The 24,129-nt window shown below is 37.3% G+C and carries 27 protein-coding genes, 1 pseudogene and 1 other annotated feature; of the genes and pseudogenes, 8 read left to right on the forward strand and 20 right to left on the reverse strand.

Annotated features, from left to right (window positions below):
- Positions 1-173: 173 nt before the first annotated feature.
- Positions 174-869 carry a Crp/Fnr family transcriptional regulator gene (locus QNH48_RS22600; protein WP_283952094.1) on the forward strand — a complete coding sequence of 232 codons (696 nt, stop codon included), beginning with the start codon at positions 174-176 and terminating at the stop codon, positions 867-869.
- A gap of 41 nt (positions 870-910) precedes the next feature.
- Here QNH48_RS22600 and QNH48_RS22605 read toward each other — a convergent pair whose 3' ends face one another.
- Positions 911-1,393, reverse strand: coding sequence for a DUF456 domain-containing protein (locus QNH48_RS22605; protein ID WP_283952095.1), 483 nt, complete (start codon positions 1,391-1,393; stop codon positions 911-913).
- A gap of 139 nt (positions 1,394-1,532) precedes the next feature.
- On the opposite strand from QNH48_RS22605, the gene QNH48_RS22610 reads away from it, so the two are divergent.
- From QNH48_RS22610 to ispG, 3 genes are all read left to right on the forward strand, one after another.
- Entirely contained in the window at positions 1,533-2,312 is a 780-nt protein-coding gene (locus QNH48_RS22610) for a DUF1189 domain-containing protein (RefSeq protein WP_283952096.1), read from the forward strand.
- Positions 2,313-2,398: 86 nt separating this feature from the next.
- Entirely contained in the window at positions 2,399-2,728 is a 330-nt protein-coding gene (locus QNH48_RS22615) for a hypothetical protein (RefSeq protein WP_283952097.1), read from the forward strand.
- 117 nt (positions 2,729-2,845) lie between these two features.
- On the forward strand, positions 2,846-3,949 hold the full coding sequence (gene ispG, locus QNH48_RS22620) for a flavodoxin-dependent (E)-4-hydroxy-3-methylbut-2-enyl-diphosphate synthase (protein ID WP_206021219.1): 1,104 nt from the start codon (positions 2,846-2,848) through the stop codon (positions 3,947-3,949).
- 74 nt (positions 3,950-4,023) lie between these two features.
- Here the strand turns inward: ispG and QNH48_RS22625 are convergent, their stop codons facing one another.
- Positions 4,024-4,404 (reverse strand): DUF4190 domain-containing protein, encoded by a 381-nt coding sequence (locus QNH48_RS22625; RefSeq protein WP_283952098.1) that lies wholly within the window; start codon positions 4,402-4,404, stop codon positions 4,024-4,026.
- A 108-nt stretch (positions 4,405-4,512) separates the two neighbouring features.
- On the opposite strand from QNH48_RS22625, the gene QNH48_RS22630 reads away from it, so the two are divergent.
- Positions 4,513-5,076, forward strand: a complete 564-nt coding sequence (locus tag QNH48_RS22630) for a hypothetical protein (RefSeq protein ID WP_283952099.1) — start codon at positions 4,513-4,515, stop codon at positions 5,074-5,076.
- A 42-nt stretch (positions 5,077-5,118) separates the two neighbouring features.
- On the opposite strand, the gene zur is transcribed toward QNH48_RS22630, so the two are convergent.
- From zur to QNH48_RS22645, 3 genes are read right to left on the reverse strand one after another with little or no spacing between them, the layout of a single operon-like run.
- Positions 5,119-5,529, reverse strand: a complete 411-nt coding sequence (gene zur, locus QNH48_RS22635) for a zinc uptake transcriptional repressor Zur (RefSeq protein ID WP_133367352.1) — start codon at positions 5,527-5,529, stop codon at positions 5,119-5,121.
- The gene (locus tag QNH48_RS22640) at positions 5,526-6,389 is read right to left on the reverse strand and encodes a metal ABC transporter permease (RefSeq protein WP_283952100.1); all 864 of its coding nucleotides are present in this window, start codon (positions 6,387-6,389) and stop codon (positions 5,526-5,528) included. Before QNH48_RS22640 ends, zur begins: the two co-directional genes overlap by 4 nt.
- Positions 6,386-7,165, reverse strand: a complete 780-nt coding sequence (locus tag QNH48_RS22645; protein ID WP_283952101.1) for a metal ABC transporter ATP-binding protein — start codon at positions 7,163-7,165, stop codon at positions 6,386-6,388. Before QNH48_RS22645 ends, QNH48_RS22640 begins: the two co-directional genes overlap by 4 nt.
- A 171-nt stretch (positions 7,166-7,336) precedes the next feature.
- Here QNH48_RS22645 and QNH48_RS22650 point away from each other — a divergent pair, with 171 nt between their 5' ends.
- On the forward strand, positions 7,337-7,591 hold the full coding sequence (locus QNH48_RS22650) for a DUF2624 domain-containing protein (protein ID WP_283952102.1): 255 nt from the start codon (positions 7,337-7,339) through the stop codon (positions 7,589-7,591).
- A 38-nt stretch (positions 7,592-7,629) separates the two neighbouring features.
- On the opposite strand, the gene QNH48_RS22655 is transcribed toward QNH48_RS22650, so the two are convergent.
- Together QNH48_RS22655 and QNH48_RS22660 are read right to left on the reverse strand one after the other, a co-directional pair.
- The gene (locus QNH48_RS22655) at positions 7,630-8,523 is read right to left on the reverse strand and encodes a deoxyribonuclease IV (RefSeq protein WP_283952103.1); all 894 of its coding nucleotides are present in this window, start codon (positions 8,521-8,523) and stop codon (positions 7,630-7,632) included.
- A gap of 24 nt (positions 8,524-8,547) precedes the next feature.
- Positions 8,548-9,858, reverse strand: a complete 1,311-nt coding sequence (locus tag QNH48_RS22660) for a DEAD/DEAH box helicase (RefSeq protein WP_283952104.1) — start codon at positions 9,856-9,858, stop codon at positions 8,548-8,550.
- Between the two features lie 252 nt (positions 9,859-10,110).
- Between QNH48_RS22660 and vrrA the strand changes: the two genes are divergently transcribed.
- Positions 10,111-10,725 carry a VrrA/YqfQ family protein gene (gene vrrA, locus QNH48_RS22665; RefSeq protein WP_283952105.1) on the forward strand — a complete coding sequence of 205 codons (615 nt, stop codon included), beginning with the start codon at positions 10,111-10,113 and terminating at the stop codon, positions 10,723-10,725.
- Between the two features lie 160 nt (positions 10,726-10,885).
- Positions 10,886-11,824, forward strand: coding sequence for a 4-hydroxy-3-methylbut-2-enyl diphosphate reductase (locus QNH48_RS22670; protein WP_283952106.1), 939 nt, complete (start codon positions 10,886-10,888; stop codon positions 11,822-11,824).
- Between the two features lie 59 nt (positions 11,825-11,883).
- Here QNH48_RS22670 and QNH48_RS22675 read toward each other — a convergent pair whose 3' ends face one another.
- The 13 genes and pseudogenes from QNH48_RS22675 to QNH48_RS22735 form a co-directional block, all read right to left on the reverse strand.
- Positions 11,884-12,999 (reverse strand): Nif3-like dinuclear metal center hexameric protein, encoded by a 1,116-nt coding sequence (locus tag QNH48_RS22675; RefSeq protein ID WP_283952107.1) that lies wholly within the window; start codon positions 12,997-12,999, stop codon positions 11,884-11,886.
- Positions 12,977-13,708 (reverse strand): tRNA (adenine(22)-N(1))-methyltransferase, encoded by a 732-nt coding sequence (locus QNH48_RS22680; protein ID WP_283955858.1) that lies wholly within the window; start codon positions 13,706-13,708, stop codon positions 12,977-12,979. Before QNH48_RS22680 ends, QNH48_RS22675 begins: the two co-directional genes overlap by 23 nt.
- 78 nt (positions 13,709-13,786) lie before the next feature.
- The gene (cccA, locus tag QNH48_RS22685) at positions 13,787-14,146 is read right to left on the reverse strand and encodes a cytochrome c550 (RefSeq protein ID WP_095247057.1); all 360 of its coding nucleotides are present in this window, start codon (positions 14,144-14,146) and stop codon (positions 13,787-13,789) included.
- 501 nt (positions 14,147-14,647) lie between these two features.
- Positions 14,648-15,775 (reverse strand): RNA polymerase sigma factor RpoD, encoded by a 1,128-nt coding sequence (rpoD, locus tag QNH48_RS22690; RefSeq protein WP_095247056.1) that lies wholly within the window; start codon positions 15,773-15,775, stop codon positions 14,648-14,650.
- Between the two features lie 42 nt (positions 15,776-15,817).
- Positions 15,818-17,626, reverse strand: coding sequence for a DNA primase (dnaG, locus tag QNH48_RS22695; RefSeq protein ID WP_283952108.1), 1,809 nt, complete (start codon positions 17,624-17,626; stop codon positions 15,818-15,820).
- 38 nt (positions 17,627-17,664) lie between these two features.
- Positions 17,665-17,811: pseudogene (locus QNH48_RS22700) on the reverse strand (DUF188 domain-containing protein); the annotation flags it as partial.
- 503 nt (positions 17,812-18,314) lie between these two features.
- Positions 18,315-19,124, reverse strand: a complete 810-nt coding sequence (locus tag QNH48_RS22705; protein WP_095247054.1) for a pyruvate, water dikinase regulatory protein — start codon at positions 19,122-19,124, stop codon at positions 18,315-18,317.
- Positions 19,125-19,192: 68 nt separating this feature from the next.
- Entirely contained in the window at positions 19,193-19,828 is a 636-nt protein-coding gene (gene ccpN, locus QNH48_RS22710; RefSeq protein WP_283952109.1) for a transcriptional regulator CcpN, read from the reverse strand.
- Positions 19,829-19,882: 54 nt separating this feature from the next.
- Complete coding sequence (locus tag QNH48_RS22715; RefSeq protein WP_133367362.1) at positions 19,883-21,265, reverse strand: glycine--tRNA ligase; 1,383 nt, start codon at positions 21,263-21,265, stop codon at positions 19,883-19,885.
- Positions 21,266-21,332: 67 nt separating this feature from the next.
- Positions 21,333-21,519: a binding site (T-box leader), on the reverse strand.
- A gap of 50 nt (positions 21,520-21,569) precedes the next feature.
- Positions 21,570-22,322 carry a DNA repair protein RecO gene (gene recO, locus QNH48_RS22720; protein WP_283952110.1) on the reverse strand — a complete coding sequence of 251 codons (753 nt, stop codon included), beginning with the start codon at positions 22,320-22,322 and terminating at the stop codon, positions 21,570-21,572.
- A gap of 31 nt (positions 22,323-22,353) precedes the next feature.
- A complete protein-coding gene (locus QNH48_RS22725; protein WP_095247051.1) occupies positions 22,354-22,497 on the reverse strand; it encodes a YqzL family protein in 144 nt (47 codons plus the stop codon).
- A 167-nt stretch (positions 22,498-22,664) separates the two neighbouring features.
- Positions 22,665-23,585, reverse strand: a complete 921-nt coding sequence (era, locus tag QNH48_RS22730; protein WP_133367363.1) for a GTPase Era — start codon at positions 23,583-23,585, stop codon at positions 22,665-22,667.
- Positions 23,575-23,976, reverse strand: a complete 402-nt coding sequence (locus QNH48_RS22735) for a cytidine deaminase (RefSeq protein ID WP_133367364.1) — start codon at positions 23,974-23,976, stop codon at positions 23,575-23,577. Before QNH48_RS22735 ends, era begins: the two co-directional genes overlap by 11 nt.
- Between the last annotated feature and the right edge of the window lie 153 nt (positions 23,977-24,129).

Genomic DNA, 24,129 nt, shown 5'->3' on the forward strand with positions numbered 1-24,129 from the left:
CTTTGTTCCTAACAAATATACAATCTCCTTCCCGGTAAAATTTTATACATTAATTTTTTAGGAATGAAAACAGTTATAATTACAAAGTTTTCGATAAATTGTCATGTTTCAACCGGTGATAGGTTGTAAATACATGATTTAATCAAATTGTAGGGATAAAAGGAGTGGGAAATATGCTTAAAAGCAGTTTTTCTATATATAGTTTGTTAGATCGATTCTTTGGAAAAGCAGAACAAATACAAAAGGTAAAAGCGGATACTGTACTTTTTCAGGAGAAGGATGCTGTTGAATATGTATATCTACTGCTTAGTGGAAGCGTTTCACTAGGGAGAGTTCACATGCGCGGCAAAGACTTTATTTTAAAAATAGTAAATAGCAGAGAATTAATAGTGGAATATCAAATATTTAAAGATACTCCACATTATCAGTTTTATGCAAAGACCCTTTCTGATTGTGAAATAATTGCAATAAAAAAAGACCATTTTGAAGAATTTATCATGAATGACCCTGATGCGATGAATGCTTTTGTGGCATGGTTAAGCACAAGCTACCTAAAGGCTCAAATGAAATGCCAGGACCTGATTATGAATGGAAAAAAGGGAGGTTTATACTCCATCCTTATCCGTCTTTGTAATACCTACGGGGTAAAGTCAGACGATGGAATTCTCATTGATATGCCATTAACCCACCAAGAGCTTGCCAACCTAACCTTTGGAACAAGAGAAGTTATTCAACGTGCATTAAAAGAATTGCGGGAAAAAGATGTGCTATCCTATGATCAGCAAAAATTCACAATAAAAAATCTTAGATATTTAAAACAAGAAGTAGACTGTCAAAACTGCCCATATGAAATTTGTGGTGTAAATTAAAAAAACTCCTGCTCACAATCATGAGCAGGAGTTTTTTTTGACTAAAGTACTACTAAGAAGAAATATACAATCATGAGGATTTGAATGATTGTTTTTGTAATGACGCTGCTGATAAATCCGACAACAGATCCAAAGCCAATCTTCAAACTACTTTTGAAATCCCTTTTATTTACTAACAGTTCTGCTCCCACCGCTCCGATAAATGGACCAAGCAATATTCCCAAGAACGGGATGACAAATGGACCAAGTATTAGACCTATCGTACTTCCCCAGACCCCAGCCTTCGAACCGCCATATTTTTGAATTCCAACCATATTGGCGATATAATCCGCAATAAACAAAAGAATGATAAAAAAACTTTGAATCAACCAAAAGAACCAGCCAAAAGGCTCAAAGGAAAAAAAGACACCATACAATATATATCCAGCTAATAAGAACAACACACTAGGGATGATGGGGTAAATGAGTCCAACAAACCCAATGATAAATAGAATGACGATAACTGACCAATAGACTATCTCCAATAATGTTCATTCCTTTAGAAAATTTATTTTAAGAAATATACGGATTCATTCCCTAATTGGTTTCATAATTCATCATTCTTGTTAATATCAGTTCCTACAGCTACAATAGAATGGTGAATCTTTATTAGGGTGGTAAGTTATGAATATTTTCAAACAATTTTATAAAAGTACTCATTCACCAAAGGACATTGCCTCTTTTCGCTTTCAGGGAATTGGAAAAACAATTTTATATGTATTTCTTCTCACATTACTCTCCATATTGCCTTCTATTTATTACATAAGTACAATGCTTACTGCTGGAATTGAAGGGACAAAATCCGTAATGAATGATGAACTCCCCTCCTTTACAATAGACAATGGGAGTTTATCTGCAGATACAGATGAACCTATTACCATCGAAAGAGGAGAATTTTCCATTATTTTCGATCCAACGGGAGTTATTTCAACCGATGATGTGGAAGATGAAGAGAATGCCTTCGCTTTACTTAAGAATGAAATTGCAGTATCAGCAGGAGGAAGAATCGATACCTATTCGTACTCCATGCTTGAAGGCTTAACACTTACGAAAGATGATTTTATTGACTTAGTCGATACAGTAGATGGAATGAAAGGAATTATTATTCCAGTCATTGCTTCTCTTATCTTCCTCTTTTCAAGTGCGATAAATTTCATTGAAGTGTCCATACTGGCTTTATTCGGCTTAGCATTAAAAAATCTGGCTGGCAGAAGTATTAGTTATCGCCACCTATGGAGAATGGCCGCTTACAGTGTAACACTGCCAACGGTATTCTTTACCATTATGAGTGCTATTAATACACCTGTACCAAATAGCTTCATGATCAATTGGTTTGTTGAAATAATCATCTTATACTTAGCAATTAAAGAAATTCCAAAAGAAAAAGCAACTATCGAGAACTAACGCATCCCTTGGGTGCGTTTTTTCGTTCTATATCGCATTGGACAAGCATAGGAATGTACAAACATTCCATTTTGGAGGCATGTCTCATGAAAAGAATTTTCCTTTTTCTATTTGGACTTCTAACCATTTATGTTATATATATTGATTTAACAGCCGGTACTCTACCTAAGGATGAATCCCTAGCACCTGAACAAGCAGTAGCGACAATGGCTGTCCCTGAAAATACGATTGCCGCATTCGAGGCCGAAGTTGAACCTGGTGAAACACTCATATCCATTGTCGAAGGTCATATTAATAAGCCTTTACCCGTCTCAATTGACGAATTAATTGGGGATTTCAAAAGCCTAAACCCAGGTCAATCTCCGGAGAAAATCCAAATTGGTGCCTCCTATCAATTTCCTGATTACTCAAAATAGGGAAACCAAGGCGTCAGTCTTGTCAAGATTAGTAAAGGACTGATAAAATAATAGGTGCGTGTTAAACTAAACTATTATTCGAATCCAATTTGAAGGAGCGAATTTCCCTTGAGTGAAATTATTCATCGTACAAAGACCCGTCCAATAAAAGTTGGCAATTTAACCATTGGCGGCAGTAACGAATTATTTATACAAAGCATGACAACTACTAAAACACATGATGTTGAAGCCACTGTTGCTGAAATAAAACGTCTTGAAGAGGCAGGCTGTCAAATTGTTCGGGTAGCGTGTCCCGACGAACGAGCAGCTAATGCCATTCCTGAAATAAAAAAAAGAATTAATATCCCATTAGTTGTCGATATCCATTTTGATTATAAATTGGCGCTTAAGGCTATTGAAGGCGGCGCTGATAAAATCCGGATTAATCCAGGAAATATTGGTAAGCGTGAGAAAGTTGAAGCTGTTGTTAAGGCTGCAAAGGAACGTGGAATACCAATTCGAATTGGTGTAAATGCTGGATCACTGGAAAAAAGGATACTTGAGAAATATGGGTATCCAACTGCCGATGGGATGGTTGAGAGTGCCCTACATCATATCAAAATCCTTGAAGACTTGGATTTCCATGATATCATCGTTTCCATGAAAGCATCCGATGTAAATCTTGCAATCGAAGCATACGAAAAAGCTTCCAAGGCATTTGATTATCCTTTACACTTAGGTATTACTGAGTCAGGAACTCTTTTTGCAGGTACCGTTAAAAGTGCTGCAGGATTGGGAGCAATTATTAGCAAAGGAATCGGGAATACTCTCCGCATTTCTTTAAGTGCCGATCCTGTTGAAGAAGTCAAAGTAGCCAGAGAGCTTTTAAAAGTATTTGGCCTTTCTTCCAATGCTGCAACGTTAATCTCGTGCCCAACCTGTGGAAGAATCGAAATCGATTTAATCAGTATTGCAAATGAAGTCGAAGAGTATATCTCGACAATAAAAGCGCCAATTAAAGTGGCTGTTTTGGGATGCGCTGTAAACGGTCCTGGTGAGGCAAGAGAAGCCGACATTGGAATTGCCGGTGCACGTGGTGAAGGCTTACTCTTCCGTAAAGGTGAGATTGTCCGTAAAGTACCAGAAGCTCAATTGGTCGATGAATTAAAGAAAGAAATCGATCAAATTGCAGAAGAGTATTTCCAGAAAAAGGCAGCTGAAGAAGCTGAGGTTACAAATTAAAAAAAACGAGCTTGAAGAAACCCGGCAAAAGCTGCCGGGTTTCTTTTTTTGCCCCTATATTTACAGGTTACCGTTTAAAAGAATGGGAGGATAAAGATACCAACAATAATTGATATGGCACCTATCCCGATTGCCCACGCTCCCAGACTCTCTGCTCCTCGACGTCTGGCAACGAACCCTAATACAATACCTGCTGCACCAAAAAGAATCGGCATGACAAACAGTGATAGTATGGATAGAACTAAAGCAGCCCATCCCATGCCTGTTCCCTCTCTTGCCCCTGTTCCTTCACCGGATTTTGATCTTTCCTGGAATGCAGGGCGAGCGATTGGAACAGGAGCTGCGATTTCTGCTGCTGTTTCCTCTCTATAATCAGAAGGGTAATCTGGACTATCTACATCAGTGTTTGGACTTGGGAGATACCCACGTATTTTCGTGTCATTTTTATCTTCCATCCGAATCCCTCACTTTCAGTAATAGGAGCATTTATTATTGTTTGTAACTTTCGTCATTTTAGTATGGTAAAATAAAGTTAAAAACTTGGCAATTGAAGGTGACTGCATATGAGGAAAAGATTTGGAATTGATATTGATGGAACAGTTACATGTCCATCTGCGCTTGTTCCCTTTATTAATGAGGGATTCGGGCTAAACCTAACACTCGCTGATGTAAAGGAATATGATTTGAATAAAGTTGTAAATGTCCCACAGGAAAAATTTTCAAAGTGGTTTGTTGAAAACGAACCGGTAATTTATGAAGAATCTCCACTTGCAGAGGGTGCAGAAACTATACTTAATACTTGGAAAAAAGAACATGAATTATTCTTCATAAGTGCAAGGGGCTCACACCTATTGGAAAATACAAAGAAATGGTTTAACAAAAAAGGATTGTCTTATAACCATATAGAATTAATTGGTTCACACGATAAGGTTGCATCAGCTAAACTCCATCAAGTGGATCTTTTTCTGGAAGATAAACACGACAATGCTGTCATGATTCACGAAGAATGTGATATTCCAGTTCTATTGTTTAATACCCCTTATAATCAGGACCCTATTCCTAAGGGTGTTGTTCGAGTTAATAATTGGTATGAGGCCAATACATGGGTAAAAAATTGGCTTCGATAAAAAAATGCAAAAACAGCATGGCTGCTGCCATGCTGTTTCTATTTAATGACACTCAGGACACCGTCCGTAAATTTCAAATTTATGCCCCGAAATATCATACCCTTTTAAATCCTCACTTAAGCTGTTCATTGGACAAGTTTCAATTTCTTTTGTCTTACCGCAATCCATACAGATGAAATGATGGTGATGCTGGTGGCGTGAACAGGAAAAGCGAAAATGCTTTTCGCCAGATAGTTCCGTCATTTCTAGAATTCCCATTTTAACAAAAAGAGAAAGATTCCGATAAATCGTATCAAAGCTTAACCCTGGATAGTCTTCCTTTAACTCATCTAAGACATCCTTTGCTGTTAAGTATTTATCACTGTCAGCAAATAGTTGAAGCATATCCTCTCTTTTTCCTGTTTGTTTAAATCCGTTTTCTTTTAAAAATTGAATGGCTTCATTAACATTCACCCTGCTGCCCCCCCTTGTGAAACATGATTTTTAATCATTACTTTTTTATAAATGATGGTAAACACTAATATGGCCACAGCTATCATGACAATCGTTCCACCAGGAGCAAGGTCTAAATAATAAGAGGCAAATAGTCCTCCAAGAACAGATATTTCCCCAAATATGATGGACAAAAAAATAGTTTGTTTAAAGCCTTTAGCAATGCGTATGCTCGCTGCAACCGGTAATGTCATCAATGAAGAAACAAGCATGATTCCTACTATTCGCATCGATGCCGCAATCACAAGGGCGACCATGATGATAAAAATAAAGTGAATGCTTTTTGCTGCTATTCCTGAGGCTTTTGCGTGCTCTTCATCAAAAGATAATAAAAATAGCTCTTTATATAATAAAATGATTGTCATAACGACACCGATACTAATAATAAAAATTACCCATAAATCTGTACGGCTGACTGCAGATACACTTCCAAATAAATAACTATACAAGTCCGTATTAAAACCATCCGCGAGTGAAATAAAGATTACCCCTAGACCTATACCGCCGGATAATATAATCGGGATAGCAAGCTCTTGGTAATGCTTATATACTCCTCGTAGTTTTTCAATGAACAACGAGCCTCCGACTGAAAAGACCATTCCTAAATAGAGTGGATTTAAACCGCTTAGCGTAACAAAGTATTTTTCAAGAAGAAGGCTGGCAGCAATTCCCGCTAACGTTACATGACTTAGGGCATCGGCAATTAAGGAAAGCCTCCTTACAACAATAAATACACCTAATAATGGTGCAAGAAAACCAATTAAGATCCCTGTTAGGAAGGCATTTTGTAAAAATTCATATTGAAAAATTCCTTGAATCATTTAAAAACGCCTCCGTGGTCATGTTGATGGGATATTAGCTGGACATCCGTACCATACAATTCAGACATCCCCTCACTTTGGTGCTTTTCAAATTCGCGTGTATCTCCATGGAAATGCAAGTGCTTATTCAGACAAGCTACATGGGTAACTTTATCTGAAATAGTTCCAACATCATGTGTAACTAATAGAAGTGTAATTCCCCGCTTTTTATTTAGATCAGCAAGCATTTGATAAAATGCATTCACATTTTCCGCGTCAACCCCGACGGTTGGTTCATCTAAAATCAATAGCCTAGGCTCACTTACAAGGGCACGGGCAATGAATACTCTTTGCTGCTGACCTCCTGAAAGCTCTCCGATATTTCGATTACTAAACTTTCTCATTCCCACAGATTCCAAAGCATCATATACTTTTTGGGAATCTTCCTTCTTAAAAAAGCGAAATAATCCCAGTTTCTTAGTTAATCCACTGGAAACAACTTCAAAAACTGTGGCTGGAAAACCTGTATTAAAGGAATTCGCTTTTTGGGATACATATCCGATTTGCTGCCAATCTTTAAATTTACTCATTTCCTGTCCAAATAAGCGAATTTCTCCTTTTTGTGGCTTTAATAGTCCCAATATTAACTTTAATAATGTTGATTTTCCTGAGCCATTTGGACCGACAATTGCCAGAAATGAGCCATTTGGTATGGCGAGGTTAATATTTTCAAGAACTGTATCCTTTTCATAGCGATAGGTAACTTGTTTTATTTCAATAATTGGATGTAATTTCATTCGCTCTCACCTTAATTTTAAGAATCATTCCGATTTAACTTAAAGTAGTATACAATAGGAACTTCCTAATGTAAAGCTTTTACCTTTACACGAAGTATTAATAAGTAGATGTTAGTCATTTTGTAACACTCTATTTTCACCTTTCATACAGTAGATGAAGGAGTGATGAGTGTGAAGATTTTTGAGAGCGTCATTAATCATAAGATTAATACCATTACTGGTGACGAACTATTCAAGTATGCGGAACAATTTAATATCCGAGTGAATAGGCAGCAAGCATACAAGGTTGCTCAATACTTAAGAGGGAAAAATGTAAATATTTTTGATGCCCGCGAACGAGCATTACTAATTAAAGAAATTGCAAAGATAGCTGGCCCTGAAGTAGCAAGAGAAGTAAATAAGCTATTTGTTCAATTCACAAAATGAACATCAAAAAGCTGTGCCCCTTGAGCACAGCTTTTTTCTTATGAAAGCATGATTTTGTCCAAAAGATTTTCGTTAAACTTCTTCTCTCTCAGCATTTCAATTTCAAATAAATACGGAGGCTTTTTATTATCTTTATCTTCACCAACATAGGGTGTCTCTAAAATCTTTGGTACATCTGTCAGCTGTGGATGGTGGACGATATAATTGATAGCATCAAAGCCGATATGACCAAAGCCGATATTTTCGTGACGGTCTTTTCTCATACCAACTGCATTTTTACTATCATTGATATGAAGAACCTTTAATTTATCTAAGCCGACAATTTTATCAAATTCATTTAATACACCATCAAAGTCTTCGACAATGTTATATCCCGCATCATGGGTATGACAGGTATCAAAACAAACAGAAAGCTTGTCGCTATAGTTTACACCATCGATAATCATCGCTAATTCTTCAAATGACTTCCCACATTCAGAGCCTTTGCCTGCCATTGTCTCTAAAGCAATTTGCAGCTGCTCTTTTCCCGTTAATACTTCATTCAAGCCTTCAATAATCCTTTTTATTCCCGCTTCCGTACCTGCACCAACATGTGCACCTGGATGCAGCACAATTTGTTTAGCGCCAATTGCCTCTGTTCTTTCAATTTCTGTACGGAGGAATCTTACACCTAATTCAAACGTATCTGGATTCGTGGTATTACCGATATTGATGATGTATGGTGCATGGACAACAATTTCAGAAATTCCGTTCTCCTCCATATGCCTTCTTCCTGCTTCAATGTTCAAATCCTCAATTTTTTTCCTTCTAGTGTTTTGCGGTGCTCCCGTATAGACCATGAATGTATTCGCACCATATGAAACGGCTTCCTCGCTCGCTGCCAGCAGCATTTTTTTACCGCTCATTGAGACATGTGATCCTATTTTCAACAAAACCTTCTCTCTCCCTTCAAAATCTTATTTCTTCTTTATTCTTCGTTGACGTTTTTTTATTTTGTCCATTTCCCACTGCATTTTCTTTTTATAGCCCGGTTTAACTTTTTGAGGTTTCTTGACCATTGACTTAGCAGTCTTATCTGCTTCATCCTCTTTTCTTACCCTTGTTTTTCTTTTATTGCGATCTTCTAATTCAACAAATTCCTCTTTTTTAAGATCGACGTATTTAAACTGAATCCCCATCTTTTCAATGCGGTTTAATGCATCTTCATCGGAGATATCATAAATGGTGAGGGCAATTCCCGAGTTTCCGGCTCTTGCAGTCCTTCCTACTCGGTGGATATAAAAGTCCAAATCAGTAGGTAATTCATAATTGATAATATGACTGATTCCTTCAATATCAATTCCTCTTGAAGCTAGGTCTGTCGCAACGATATATTGGTACTCTAAATCTTGAATTTGTTTCATCATTTTTTTTCGTTCACGGGGGTTAAGATCTCCATGGACACGAGCAACCTTTAGCCCTTTATTAATCAAAAAGTTGGCAACCTCTTCAGCCATCTTTTTTGTATTTGTAAAAACAATCGCTAAATATGGATTGTATTGAATAAGAGCATCGTGAACTAGCTGTTTTTTATTTCTGTGCCTAGAAGGCAATAGATAGTGTGTTAAATTCTCAGCACTTTTTCTCTTGGCATCAATTTGAATGGATTTCGGGTTTTCCATGTATTTTTTGAGAAACGGTTTAAGTTTTTCAGGAATTGTTGCCGAAAATACAAGCATTTGTAATTTCTCAGGCATTTTTGCAGCTACCTGATCTAGATCCTCGATAAAACCCATATCTAGCATCATATCTGCTTCATCAACAACAAGAACTTCTGAAGTATGGACAAATAGTGCTTGTTCAATCATCAGATCTTTAATTCTGCCTGGAGTTCCTACTACAATATGGGGCTGTACTTTTAGTTTATCAATGGTTCTTTGTTTGTCTGTACCGCCAATGTAGCATCTAGTCATGATGGCTTTGTCAGGACTGCAATGCTCTGTCACCTTTAAAATTTGATGATAGATTTGTGAAGCAAGCTCTCTAGTTGGTGCTGTGATGACAGCTTGTACCTCTTGTCGCTCTGGATTTATTTTTTCCAGAATGGGCAATACAAAGGCAAGTGTTTTACCTGTTCCAGTTTGTGATTGACCGATGGCACTTTCATTTTTCAGAACCAATGGTATCATTCGTTCCTGAATTTCAGTTGGTTCATGAAAACCTTGTTCCTTAATTGCTTCTATAATAAAAGGTTGAAAATTAAAACGTTCAAAACGATTTTCTTTCATGTTATTGCTCCTTATATATTAATATCTACCGTTTATGGAGTAGTTTCCTTACTTTAGCAAGAGCTTCCACTTTTATTTCCATCATATCATTATAGTAAAGATTCATCTAAATAACCAGTTATTATCATCTTTTACTTTTGGACCACTTTTAATCATTAAAATTTATAGTTTATCCTAGTGTTTATTCCTAAACCAAATTTAGGTAATTGCATACCTTAAATTATAAGGCTTTTTTGAGAGGAGGACTTACGTATGCAGCAGCCTAGACCGAGATATCCTATTTACGGGCATATGGGTCCAAACATGATGGGAAGAGGACCATATGGAGGTCAACAGCGCATGATGAATCCTTATGGCGGCAGTGGACAGATGATAGGACAAACGATGGGAAGAGGGCAAGGAAGAAGAAATGGCAGCGGCTTACTTTCAAAAATTCTGGGCGGGAAAAAGCAAGGTAATCAACGTGCAGGCCTTGGAGGTGCGCAGACAGCCGGTCGAGCTGCTTCCAGCGGAGGAGGAGTTGGTTCATTACTTAAAACACTAAGTAATCCGAACAGTCTGACTGGATTTATTAACAACACCCAACAGGTTTTGAATTCCGTTCAATCCATAACACCCATGATTCAGCAATATGGACCATTAGTCAAGAACATCCCTATGATGTGGCAATTGTATAAGGGTTTTAAAGACTTACCAACTGAGGAACAAAGTGAAGAAAACACGCCAGATACCCATATAATGGCAGAGGAGTCTGCTTCATCCCCTGCTGAACCCAAGAAAAGACCTAAAAAGGAAAGGGTTGTTCAATCTGAAAGAGTTGAAGAAAAACAACCAAATGGGCCATCTATCCCTAAACTATACATTTAAACAAATGGATGCTGAAAATCAGCATCTCTTTTTTGGTTATTTTCACAAGAAATTTTTACAGAAATTTCATAGGAAAAATGTATCTTTGTATTATTTCTATTAGTTTTATATAATAATTACATAGATTCAAAGTAAATGTTCTTTAGGAGGACTTTATAATATGCAAATCATTAAGATTTCACCGCGCGGATACTGTTATGGTGTCGTTGACGCCATGGTAATTGCAAGAAATGCCGCATTAGATAAATCATTACCACGCCCTATCTACATTTTAGGGATGATTGTTCATAATAAACACGTAACGGATGCTTTCGCAGAAGAAGGTATTATTACACTCGACGGAAAAAATCGCAAAGACATTCTAGACAAGGTAGATACAGGAACTGTCATTTTTACAGCTCATGGTATATCCCCTGAAGTAAGAGAGCTAGCAAAAAAGAAGGGACTTGTTACGATTGATGCTACATGTCCAGATGTAACAAGAACGCATGATTTGATAGAAGAGAAAACAAAGCAAGGCTACCAAGTCATTTATATTGGTAAAAAAGGACATCCTGAGCCTGAAGGTGCTGTTGGTGTAGCTCCTGATCTCGTACACCTTGTCGAAACACCAAGCGATGTAGAAGCCTTAAACATTCATAGTGATAAACTGATTGTTACCAATCAAACCACCATGAGCCAATGGGATGTTACTGATACCATGAAAAAGGTTCAGGAGAAATATCCTCATGCAGAAGCTTATAATGAGATATGCAACGCCACACAAGTGCGTCAGGAAGCAGTTGCTGGTCAAGCCACTGAGGCTGATGTAACGATTGTGGTTGGAGACCCGATGAGTAATAACTCCAATCGACTCGCGCAAGTCTCGGAAGAAATTGCTGGTACAAAGGCTTATCGAATTGCCGATATCTCTGAGTTAGATATTGAGTGGATTAAGGCTGCGAAGAACGTAGCCGTAACATCTGGTGCTTCTACTCCTACACCAATCACCAAGGAAGTCATAACCTTCTTAGAGCAATTTGATCCCAAAAACGAAGCAACTTGGGAACGTCAAAGAAATGTTCCATTAAATAAAATATTACCTAAAGTAAAAAAATAACCGGTCGCTTTCGACCGGTTTTTCTTGTCTAGCTACAGCACCTAAGGGCTTCCGCTTTTCTATACATATTGGAACGGATCCGTGTTCACATCCGAAGGGAAAATTTCAACTTCATAGCCAGATTCCTTACACATTTTTGAAAGTGTTGCTGTAAGTCCCTTTTTCATTATTTTTTCGACATTATGACCTGGATCTATCATGTTTAATCCCTGCATCATCGCATCATGAGCAGTATGATAATAAATATCTCCTGTAATATAGACATCTGCCCCCTTAAACTTTGCGCTCATGAAATACTTATTGCCATCTCCGCCTAATACAGCCACTTTCTTGACACGTGATGATAAATCACCAACTACCCTAACCTTATCAACCTCAAATGCTTCTTTTACCCTCTCAGCAAACTCTCCGAGTGTCATTTCTTTGACTTTGCCGATTCTGCCAAGCCCAAGAACTTCACCTTTATTTTCAACAGGATAAATATCATAAGCAACTTCTTCATATGGATGAGCTTTTACCATAGCTGTAACTGCTCTTTTTAACAGATGCTCAGGTACAATCGTTTCAATTCTTACTTCATCTACCGTTTCTAAACGACCTTGCTGGCCAATATGCGGGTTCGTATTTTCCCCTGGCAAAAACCTCCCAGTTCCATCACCTGAAAAGGAACAGTGGCTGTAATTACCGATATAGCCAGCACCAGTATCCCCAAGGACCTTTCTAATTTCCTCAGCATGACTTGCCGGTGTGAAGACAACTAGTTTCTTAAGTTTCGTTTCGTATGTAGGTACTAGGACTTCAGGGGTTTCCAATCCCAGTGCGTTCGCCAGAAGATCATTTACTCCTCCTTTAGCCACATCAAGGTTAGTATGGGCTGCATAGACCGCTATATCATGCTTTAATAGTTTTTCGATCATTCTTCCCTGTACAGTGTCTGTTAGGACATTCTTTAGAGGTCGAAAGATTGGCGGATGATGGGCAATGATTAGCTGAACATTCCTTTCAATGGCTTCATCAATCACCTCTTCTAGGACATCAAGGGCAATCATGACTTTATCTATTTTCTTATTCAACCGGCCAATTTGCAAACCTATCTTATCATCTTCCATCGCAAGACCCTTAGGAGAAAACTGTTCAAATAGTTGAATGATTTCATGTCCATTCGCTTTCTTCATTGTCCAATACCCCCTCTACTAGAGTAATTTTTTCTGAAACCTCTAGTTTTTTCTCTTCTGTTTCTGCAGAAGGTGCAGCACTTTCAAGCTGTTCATAAATACGCTTCCAGTTCTTTTTTTCTAGGCTCCATTTCTTCTTAAATGCACTTTCTTTTCTCTGAAGCAGAAAAGGTCCGACCAAAAGGCCAGTTTCTAAATTCATACCTCGATATGGCTTTAGAGGGTCTCCCCTTTCAGCAACTAAAATCTCGTATATTTTGCTATCCTCTTCAATGATTTCTTCTGCAATCAGTTCCCAATTGTTATCGATTAACCACTTTCGAATGGCAATTGCATTTAGATTAGGCTGCAGGACAAGCCGCTTAACTGTAGAAAGCTTTTCTTTGCCATTTTCTAAAATATTGGCAATAAGACTGCCGCCCATTCCGGCAATGGTAATACAATCCACATCCCCTGGCTGAATTACCTCCAAACCATCTCCCATTCTCACCGAAATCATGTCAGTAAGTCCTTCTGCCCTTACATTTTTTTCAGCCGACTGAAATGGGCCCTTTACAACCTCTCCAGCAATCCCAAAGGTTATCACACCGTTCTTAACAAGATAACTTGGTAAATATGCATGATCAGAACCAATATCTGCCAACTTTGAATCCTTTAGAACATATTTTGCTACCGTTTCTAACCGTACGGATAATTTATCTGTATTCAAATCATTCACCACTTTTTATGTATTATTTACAGTATAAAAAAGTCCTTTACATTAGCAAAGGACCTTTTCATTGTAATATTATTTAATATTTGCTAACCATTCAGCCATTGCATCGGCTTCCTCTGGTTTAACCATACCGGCTGGCATATTACCTTTACCATTAACTACAATATCCTTAATTTCGTCTTGGGAATACCTGTCACCAACACCAGTTAAAGCAGGCCCCATTCCCCCTTGGTACGCGTCACCGTGACAGCTGACACAAGAACCTGTGTAAATGTCTTCAGGTGCTCTTACAACCTGTTCTGTTTCAGCTCCGCCTTCTTTTTCCTTGGCAAGCTCATCCATATCCCCGAGGCCTTTGAAAGACAATAAGAACATTAGTCCGATTCCAAATACAAAGATTAGGATGTAAGGAATTACCGGATTTCGATTCATCATATAACCTCCCTTATGTACGTATAGCTGTAAATAAATAGTCTTCTACAAACAACTACTATTTTACTTTAAAAACTTAAGAAGGAAAAGCCCTAAACTTACTTTGTCACGATAATATTTATAAAAAAAACGAAACAAGCTGAATTACACAGGAAACGTCAGCCTGTTTATTCTTCCCTTTTATTCCTTTTAACAATCAATAAATCGTGCAATTGTGCAGTTAATACTCTTATAATAAAAAATCTTTTAATTAATTTTAGTTATTTTTGAATATGAATTTCCAACTATCAACATCAATTGTTTTGGGGAAAGAGCAAAGGAATACCCTTTCTTACAAAAATGAATTGTGATTAAAATCAAAATGTTTACTTTTACCTATTTGCAAAGTGTAAAACAATTCAGTAAAATAAATACAAATGAGGAAAGTGCTTTCATTTCCAATACTCAAAAAAATAGTTTACCTCTTAGTTAGAAGTAAACTACTTAATATTATTTAGTTATTTATTCTAAAAAGTCTTTTAGACGCTTACTGCGGCTAGGATGTCTTAATTTACGCAACGCCTTTGCTTCAATTTGGCGGATACGTTCACGGGTAACACCGAAAACCTTTCCTACCTCTTCTAGAGTGCGTGTGCGGCCGTCATCTAACCCAAAGCGTAAACGAAGGACGTTTTCTTCACGATCCGTTAATGTATCAAGGACATCTTCTAGCTGCTCCTTTAATAATTCATAGGCAGCATGCTCTGAAGGTGATGTAGCATCTTGGTCTTCAATGAAATCACCTAAGTGCGAATCATCCTCTTCGCCAATAGGCGTTTCAAGGGAGACAGGCTCTTGAGCAATCTTTAAAATTTCTCTAACTTTATCTGGTGTTAAGTCCATATCTTCGCCAATTTCTTCTGGTGTAGGTTCGCGACCTAGATCCTGAAGTAATTGTCTTTGGACACGGATAAGTTTATTAATGGTTTCTACCATATGAACAGGAATACGAATAGTCCTAGCTTGGTCAGCAATTGCTCTAGTGATAGCTTGACGTATCCACCAGGTAGCATAGGTACTGAACTTAAAGCCTTTTTGATAATCAAATTTTTCAACAGCCTTAATTAATCCCATATTGCCTTCCTGAATAAGATCAAGAAATAGCATACCACGTCCAACATAACGCTTTGCAATACTGACCACGAGCCGGAGGTTTGCTTCAGCTAGTCGTCGCTTCGCTTCTTCGTCACCTTTTTCTATACGAAGTGCCAACTCTTTTTCATCGTCGGCAGAAAGCAAATCAACACGGCCAATTTCTTTTAAATACATACGAACAGGATCATTTATCTTAACTCCAGGTGGAACACTAAGATCATTTAAATCAAACTCATCGTCATCCCCTTTTGCTAATTGCTTAGGGTTTGGATCTTCGTCTTCACTTTCACCGACTAATTCAATTCCCTGCTCAGTTAGGGATTCTAAAAAGTCATCCATCTGATCGGATTCTAAATCAAAATTTGCCATTCTTTCCGCAATATCATCATAGGCAAGGACGCCGGTTTTCTTTCCCAGTACCGTTAACTGGTCTTTTACTTGTTCAAAAGTCAATTCGTTCTCGGTCTCTTTTGAACGGGCTGATTTTTCAGCCATATGTCCCCCTCCTTCCAGAATCAAAGACATTAAAAATGGAATCTATAGCGATTTACGCAATTGAATAATTTCATTCCCAATTGCGGCAGCTTTACTAAAATCACTTTGTCGCTCAGCTTCTTTTTGTTCCACTTCTTTTTCTTTTATCTTTAACAATTTTTGATAATTCAACACCTGTTTGATATAATCAGTTAATTCTTGACTGCTTAATTCTTCATTAATCGACATCATCTCAATGTCAGCGACTATTCTTCTAAGATTATCATCTTGAATATAGGTTAAAAATGCACTAGAATCAGGATTCATATGCTCTTCATAAAAACCAATTAGATATGTTATTATTGCCTGATGTTCATCGATATTAAACGTATTACCCCGTAATAAATCCTGAACCCTATAAGCTGTGTCTCGATTTCTTAACATATGGGCAATTAACCGTCTTTCAGCAGTGTAATGAGCAGGCTTTAATTTCTTATCCTGTTTAGCCCTAACACTAGGCTTATTTATTGGCGGTGTTTGACCATGTGACTTCTTTTTTTCTGTGAAGAAAACTTGTTTCAACTGTTGCTGTAAGGCGTCAAGTGAAATGGAAAACTCAGAGGCAAGCTGCCGCAAATAATGATCTTTTTCAACAGCTTTTGTCAATTTACTTATTTCTTTAAGTATTGTTTCGATATAGGCTAGCCGATCTCCTTCTATTTGAAGATTTTTTCCTCTTCGAAAATAAAGAAATTTAAAAGCCATCCATGTATGGCTTGCACCTATGACCTCATTACGAAACTTTTCTGGACCATTCTTTTTTATATATTCATCTGGATCAAGTCCATCAGACATCATAGAAACTTTTATAGAACAGCCCGCATCGATGAGCATATTCCCAGCTCTAAAGGCAGCTTCAATTCCTGCTTTGTCTGAATCAAAACAAATCGTTATCGACTCAGTATTCTGCCGTATTAGGGTAATGTGCTCTTCTGTTAAAGAAGTACCCATTGTGGCGATACCATTTTCCACACCAGATTTATCAGCAGCAATGACATCAGCAAATCCTTCAAAAAGAACAGCCTGCTGCAATTTTCGAATATTAGGTTTGGCCAGATGAAAATTATATAAAATTTTACTTTTATTAAAGATTACCGTTTCGGGACTATTTAAATATTTGGGCTCATCCGCCCCTAATGATCTCCCCGAAAAAGCAATACAGTTTCCATTGCGGTCAAAAATTGGGAACATAATCCGATCTCGGAATCGATCAAAGTAAGTTCCATCCCTTTCTCGTTTGATAATCAATCCGGCCTTTTCCATTATTTCTGGTAAAAAATCCCTTTTCGCAAGAAATTTGTATACAAAATCCCATGAATTTAATGAATAACCAATTTGAAATTTATCAATCGATTCTCGGGTAAAGCCTCTGTTCAACAAATACTCTAAAGCATGTTGACCGTCTTTCGTATTAACCAATAAATGATGGTAGAATTTACGCAAAAGCTCATGCGCGTCCAGCATTGACTGAAGTTCTGGAGAGACACTCTTACCCTTCCCATTAACTGAGAAGTTTACTTGTAAGTCAACATTAGCCTTTTCAGCTAATTTAACGGCTGCTTCTAGAAATGAAATTCCTTCAAGCTCCATTAAAAATGAGAAAACATTTCCTCCCGCTCCGCAGCCAAAGCAATGATAAATTTGTTTATCGGTTGAAACGGAAAATGATGGGGAGTTTTCTCCATGGAAAGGACATAATCCGAAGTAATTTCGCCCTTGTTTTTTCAGTTGAACGTATTCGCTAATAATTTCAACAATATCAACAGACTGACGAATTTGATTAATTTTTTCTTCGGCAATCCGTTCTGCCATGAAAAACATCTCCATTTATACTTATTCTGCAAAGAAATCTAAATTCCTGCATATTTCGACAAAATTTTTGTTAATTCTTTCGTGAATTTTGAACGATCATCAGAATTATAAATTCCAATATCCTGTGTTACAGTAATATCCCCCTTTGCAGTATGATTCATAATGAATAAGTCCGCTGCTTCTTTTCTGGAATCAACTTTCTATGTAGCGTTAACATATGTAGTCGTATTGGTTCCATGTTGATCATAAGAAGCAATAAAATGGAAAAGGTAGAAGCAATTTCGACATTTTCCTCTTTTAACGGGCATGAATCTGCATCGACAAATTAGTTGGAATCCCATTTGTATAAGTATTAATTCTACATCTCTCAGCATATTCCTTCTTTAAGATGCTAACTTTTTTAGGAAACTCGCCAATTGGCAAGTCCAAAAGACCGGAGCATGAGGGTAGTTGTACTTATACATTCAGAATTTATAAATGTGAAATCTGAATAGCCCAAAAAGACTTATGTCGAATTTTTTTCTTTAGGTTCCCTTGACATCTAACAATAAATAGTTTATTCGTATACATGCAAGTCTAAACCTAAAAGATTCATTTTTATCACAATTTTTTATTATAGTACATTCTTTTCTACATTTCCATACTTTTTTTAGCCTTATATGAAAAACACATAATCTAAGATTATGTGTTAGGACCTTCTTTTATGAAAGTAATTTAGAATAACATTTGCTGTTTCTTCCACGGCTTTATTGGTAACATCAATAACGGGACAATTAATTCTATTTACTATTTTTTCAAAGAAGGTTAATTCATCACGAATTCGTTCAATATTTGCGTAGCTTGCCTGGTCATTTAATCCTAGTGAGATTAATCGTTCACGCCTAATATTATTTAGTTTTTGTGGACTTATTTTTAATCCAAAACATTTTTCAGCGGGCACTTTGTATAATTCCTCTGGAGGGTCCACTTCTGGAACTAGGGGTACATTGGCAACTTTCAAACGTTTTAAAGCTAAATATTGAGACAAAGGAGTTTTTGACGTCCTAGACACTCCAATTAAGACAATATCCGCTTTTAAGATTCCCCTTGGATCTCGTCCATCATCATATTTCACAGCAAACTCAATGGCTTCAACTTTTTTAAAATAGTCTTCATCCAGTTTTCTTACGAGTCCGGGTTCGCAAAGAGGGGCTTTCCCACTGAAAATTTGAATTTGATCCATGATTGGTCCCATTAAGTCAACAGCGTAAATTCCTGCTTCATCCGCTTTTTCCTTCATATAAACTCTCATATCAGGTTTTACAAGAGTAAATGCAATCATAGCGTGGTCCATTGTGACCAGCGAAATTACTTCATCAATATGTTCCTTGTCCTCCACATAAGGGAATCTCTTTAATGTCATTCCTGACCCATTAAACTGGCTGATTGCTGCTTTAGTAACTAATTCAGCTGTTTCCCCCACTGAATCAGATACTACATATATGACTGGTGTAATCATTCTTCCTCAACAGCTCCTCTGGAATTACTTTTATTATTTTTCTACGTCCGGGCCATAGGTTTTACGAATCACTCATCACCCAAGGCAACAAATGCTTTTGTGATATTTGTTTTTGTTATTCTGCCGATTACTTCATAACCATTTTCTGACTGCCTTACTACAGGCAACGCGTCAATTTGTTTATCAATTAGTAATTTAGCGACATCGATTAATGAGTCATCCATTTCACACATTGTAATATTAGGCATTCTAGTCATAATGATGTTTATTGGCAGTGCCGTAAGCTCCTGTTTGCCGATACTGGCTCTAAGCAAATCTTTTCTTGATAAAACCCCAACTAACAGAGCGTTTTGGTCTACAACAAATAATGTTCCCACATCCTCAAGGAACATTGTACAAATCGCATCATAAACCGAAACATTTTCCCTAACTATGACAGGGATTGAATTATAATCTCGTACAAGTATCTTCTGGAGGTTTTCCGTTAATAGCTGGGTTCCAGATTTCCCTGTATAAAAGTACCCTACACGAGGCCTTGCGTCCAAATATCCAGCCATTGTTAATATGGACAAATCCGGTCTTAATGTTGCTCTTGTTAGGTTTAGCTGTTCAGCGATGCTTTCCCCAGTTATCGGTCCATTATCCTTTACAATTTGAATAATAGTTTCTTGGCGTTTGGTCAGTTCTATTTTTCTCACCACCATATATAATCCATTATGTGAGGTGCGGTATAAACCACACCTCAAAATTTTTAAAAGTTAAAACAAAATCTTTTCTTGGATGAATGTGACTAGTTCTGCGATTGGGACACGGGTTTGCTCCATTGTGTCACGGTCTCTGATTGTTACCATTTTGTCTTCTTTTGAATCAAAATCAAAAGTGATACAGAAAGGCGTACCAATTTCGTCATGTCTGCGGTACCGTTTTCCGATTGAACCAGCTTCATCATAGTCTACGGAGAAATACTTTGCTAATGTTTCATAGACTTCTCTTGCTTCTTCAGAGAGTTTCTTTGACAATGGAAGAATCGCTGCCTTAAACGGTGCCAGTGCCGGGTGAAAGCGCATGACCGTTCTGGACGTTCCATCTTCGAGCTGTTCTTCGTCATAGGCATCAATTAAAAATGCTAATGTTACCCTGTCTGCCCCTAGAGAAGGCTCGATGCAATAAGGAATATATCTTTCATTTGTCTCTGGATCAATATAGTTAAAATCTTCACCTGAGAATTGCATATGCTGCTTTAAATCATAATCCGTCCGTGAAGCTACACCCCAAAGTTCTCCCCAGCCAAATGGGAATTTATATTCAAAGTCGGTAGTCGCATTACTATAATGTGAAAGTTCATCCTCTGAATGATCACGAAGTCTTAAATTTTCCTTATTTAACCCTAAAGAATGAAGCCATTGTTCTGCGAAGTTCTTCCAATAACCGAACCATTTCAAGTCCTCACCAGGCTTACAGAAAAACTCTAGCTCCATTTGTTCAAACTCACGAGTCCGGAAAGTAAAGTTTCCAGGTGTAATTTCATTACGGAAGCTTTTTCCGATTTGCGCAATCCCAAAAGGTAATTTCTTTCTCATCGTACGCTGAACATTTTTAAAATTAACGAATATCCCTTGTGCTGTTTCAGGACGCAGGAATATTTCATTCGTGCTAGATTCAGTTACCCCTTGAAAGGTTTTAAACATGAGGTTAAATTGGCGAATGCCGGTAAAATCATGACTGCCGCAATCAGGGCAAGCAATATTATGTTCTTTAACAAGCTCTTCCATTTTATCAAACGGAAGTCCATCAACGATCATCTCGACTCCCTTTTCATCAAGAGCATTTTCAATTAACTTATCAGCACGATGTCTGGCTTTACAGTTTTTACAATCAATCATTGGGTCATTAAAGTTACCGATATGCCCAGAAGCCTCCCAAGTCCTTGGATTCATTAAGATGCTTGCATCTAATCCGACATTGTATGGAGACTCTTGAACAAACTTTTTCCACCAAGCTTGTTTAATGTTATTCTTAAATTCAACACCTAATGGTCCATAATCCCATGTATTTGCAAGTCCTCCATAAATTTCGGACCCCGGAAAGATAAATCCTCTGTGCTTTGCATGAGAAACAATTTGCTCCATTGATACTTTCATTTTCTTTACTCCTCTTCGTTTTATAAAAAATTAAAAATAAAAAACTCCCGTCACTATGCTTTTTAAGCATAGGGACGAGAGTTACCCGCGGTTCCACCCTATTTGCTGCATGTTAAAAGCAGCCTCTTTAATGTGTGATGTCACACAAGATATGCTCAAGAACGCCTTCCTTAGGTCCCTATACCCTAGCTCACACCATCCTAGGTTCGCTTTTATAAAGATTGCTAAGTACTCTTTTCCTTCATAGCAACTATTTATTATTAAATCACATATTATCGAAAACTAAAATAAAAGTCAATAAGTCCTATAATTGATCACGAAATTTTTCCATGGATTGGAGGAATTTCTTTGTTTTTAGATAAAGACCTGAGTATTCTTCGTAGTAGGATGAAATAACTGTTTTTAACTCATCTTTTGTTTCCTGTTTTACTGAGATATTTCCTAATCTCGAAAGATCAATAAAATAAAATAATCGTAATAATTTTACAGATGATGGCGATAATTTATAATGGTACGGATCCTTATCTAAACAGCGGTGACAGATAAAGCCGCCTTCACGAATTGAAAAAGAAAAAAGTCCGTCTGTGCTGCCGCAAACGGAACATTGATTAAGTATTGGATATAATCCCAATACATTCAGCATTTTCATCTCGTAGATATTCATCAGAATATCTGAATCATATCCTTCGTTCAAATAATTAAGTGTTTGAAAGAGCAGTTCGAAATGAAATGGGTTTGGTTTCTTATCCTCCGTACACTTATCTGTTAATTCTACAATATAACTAGCATAGGCAGTAAGGAAAATATCCTCACCAATACTGCGAAAACTAGTAATCATTTCTCCCTGTTGTATGGTACCTAATCCAGATCCTCTTTGGACTAGAAAGTAACCGTGAGTAAAAAGCTGAGTAATAGAGGAAAGCCGGCTGTTTGGCTTTTTAGCACCTCTTGCCATAACACCAATCTTTCCCCATTCCCTGGTATATAAGGTAATAATTTTATTGGTTTCACCATAATCTGTAGTTCTAATGACGATGCCTTCACACTTTTGGAGCATATATGTCACCATCCCGATACATTAGACAAACTTATGAAACGGGAAAATCCATTTGCGCTAGATCTTCAGTCTGATTTCCGGGTATTTCTTGGTTTTCCTTCTCAAGCTCTTTAAAGAGAAGATATGTGTCAATATTACCTGTCTGTAGGAATACTTTCCACGTAAAATCCATCATCGAAAACCCCACCTTTCATGATTTAGACTAGCCTTTTAAAGAATCCCAAACCTTACAATTATCATAGCCTGCCTAAGCAAAAATCATAAGACGAAAATATTGTTAATGTTGTCCATGCATAATTCTATATAAGGGTTAATATTTTAGATAGGGTTAATTAGTTAGTATTAATATTCATCTTCGTTAAAGCCATAATCGCGAAGCTGGGACATTTTATTCCGCCAATCTTTTTGAACTTTAACCCAAAGCTCTAAGAAAACTTTTGACCCTAAAAGATTTTCAATATCCACTCGGGCACGTTTTCCTATTTCCTTCAGCATACTCCCTTGTTTCCCAATAATAATGCCCTTTTGAGAATCTCTCTCCACAATAACAGTAGCCATTACATGAATGATATCCTTACCTCCATGTTGCCGTTCCATCTTATCTAGAACAACAGCAAGGGAATGAGGAATTTCTTCACGTGTTAAGTGCAGCGCCTTCTCCCGAATTAATTCTGTGATAATAAATCTTTCTGGGTGATCAGTTACCTGATCGGCAGGATAGTACTGCGGTCCTTCAGGTAAATAGACTTTAATTTGTTCTAGTAAACGTTCCACATTATTTCCTTCAAGTGCTGAAATAGGTACAATTTCTTTAAAGGGATACTTTTCTTTATATGATTCAATTAGTGGCAGTAATTCATCTGGGTGTATTTGATCAATTTTATTTATAACAAGGAAGATAGGTGTGTTGACGGTTTCGAACTTTTCAAGAATAAATTCTTCCCCACGTCCAAACCCTTCCTCAGCATTTACCATAAATAGGATTAAATCAACTTCTTTTAATGTGTTTTGTGCAACCTTCATCATAAAGTCGCCTAGTTTATGCTTTGGTTTATGAATCCCTGGAGTGTCAATAAAGACCATTTGGGTATCATCTAAGGTTAATACACCCTGAATTTTATTTCGAGTTGTCTGTGGTTTATCGCTCATAATAGCAATTTTCTGACCAATAACTCGATTAAGAAATGTCGACTTACCTACATTTGGACGTCCAATAATTGAAATGAAACCTGATTTATAACCTTTATTATCATTACTTAGCATGTAAATCCTCCGGAGAAAAGGCACCTGGAAGTAACTCAGCTACAGTAATTTCTAAAGTATCACCTTTTAAGTTGGTAAGAACAACCTTCATGTCACTTGGACAAAGTTCCGAGATTACCTGCCGGCACGCCCCGCAAGGTGAGCACGGTCGATCAGTATCAGCCACTACTGCAAGCATTTTAAAGTCTCGATCACCTTCAGAATACGCTTTAAATAATGCAGTACGTTCAGCGCAATTGCACATGCTATAAGCGGCATTTTCAATATTACATCCATGATATACTTTTCCATCTGTTGTTAAAATGGCCGCTCCTACTTGAAAATTAGAGTAAGGAACATAGGCTTTTTCTCTTGCTTTCTTTGATTCTTCGATTAATTTCTCGGTGTTCAAAGTTCAATCTTCCCTTCCAGCAGTAATTATCTGCCGCTTTCTTTATTTTACCCTAAAAATGTCACAAAATCATCACTTGTAGCGAAAAAGTAATATAAAAATTTGAATTTTCATAAAAATCAGCTAATTCATCAATATTCGGATAAGCTGATA

The sequence above is a fragment of the Neobacillus sp. YX16 genome (assembly GCF_030123505.1).
Classification (GTDB): Bacteria; Bacillota; Bacilli; order Bacillales; family Cytobacillaceae; genus Neobacillus.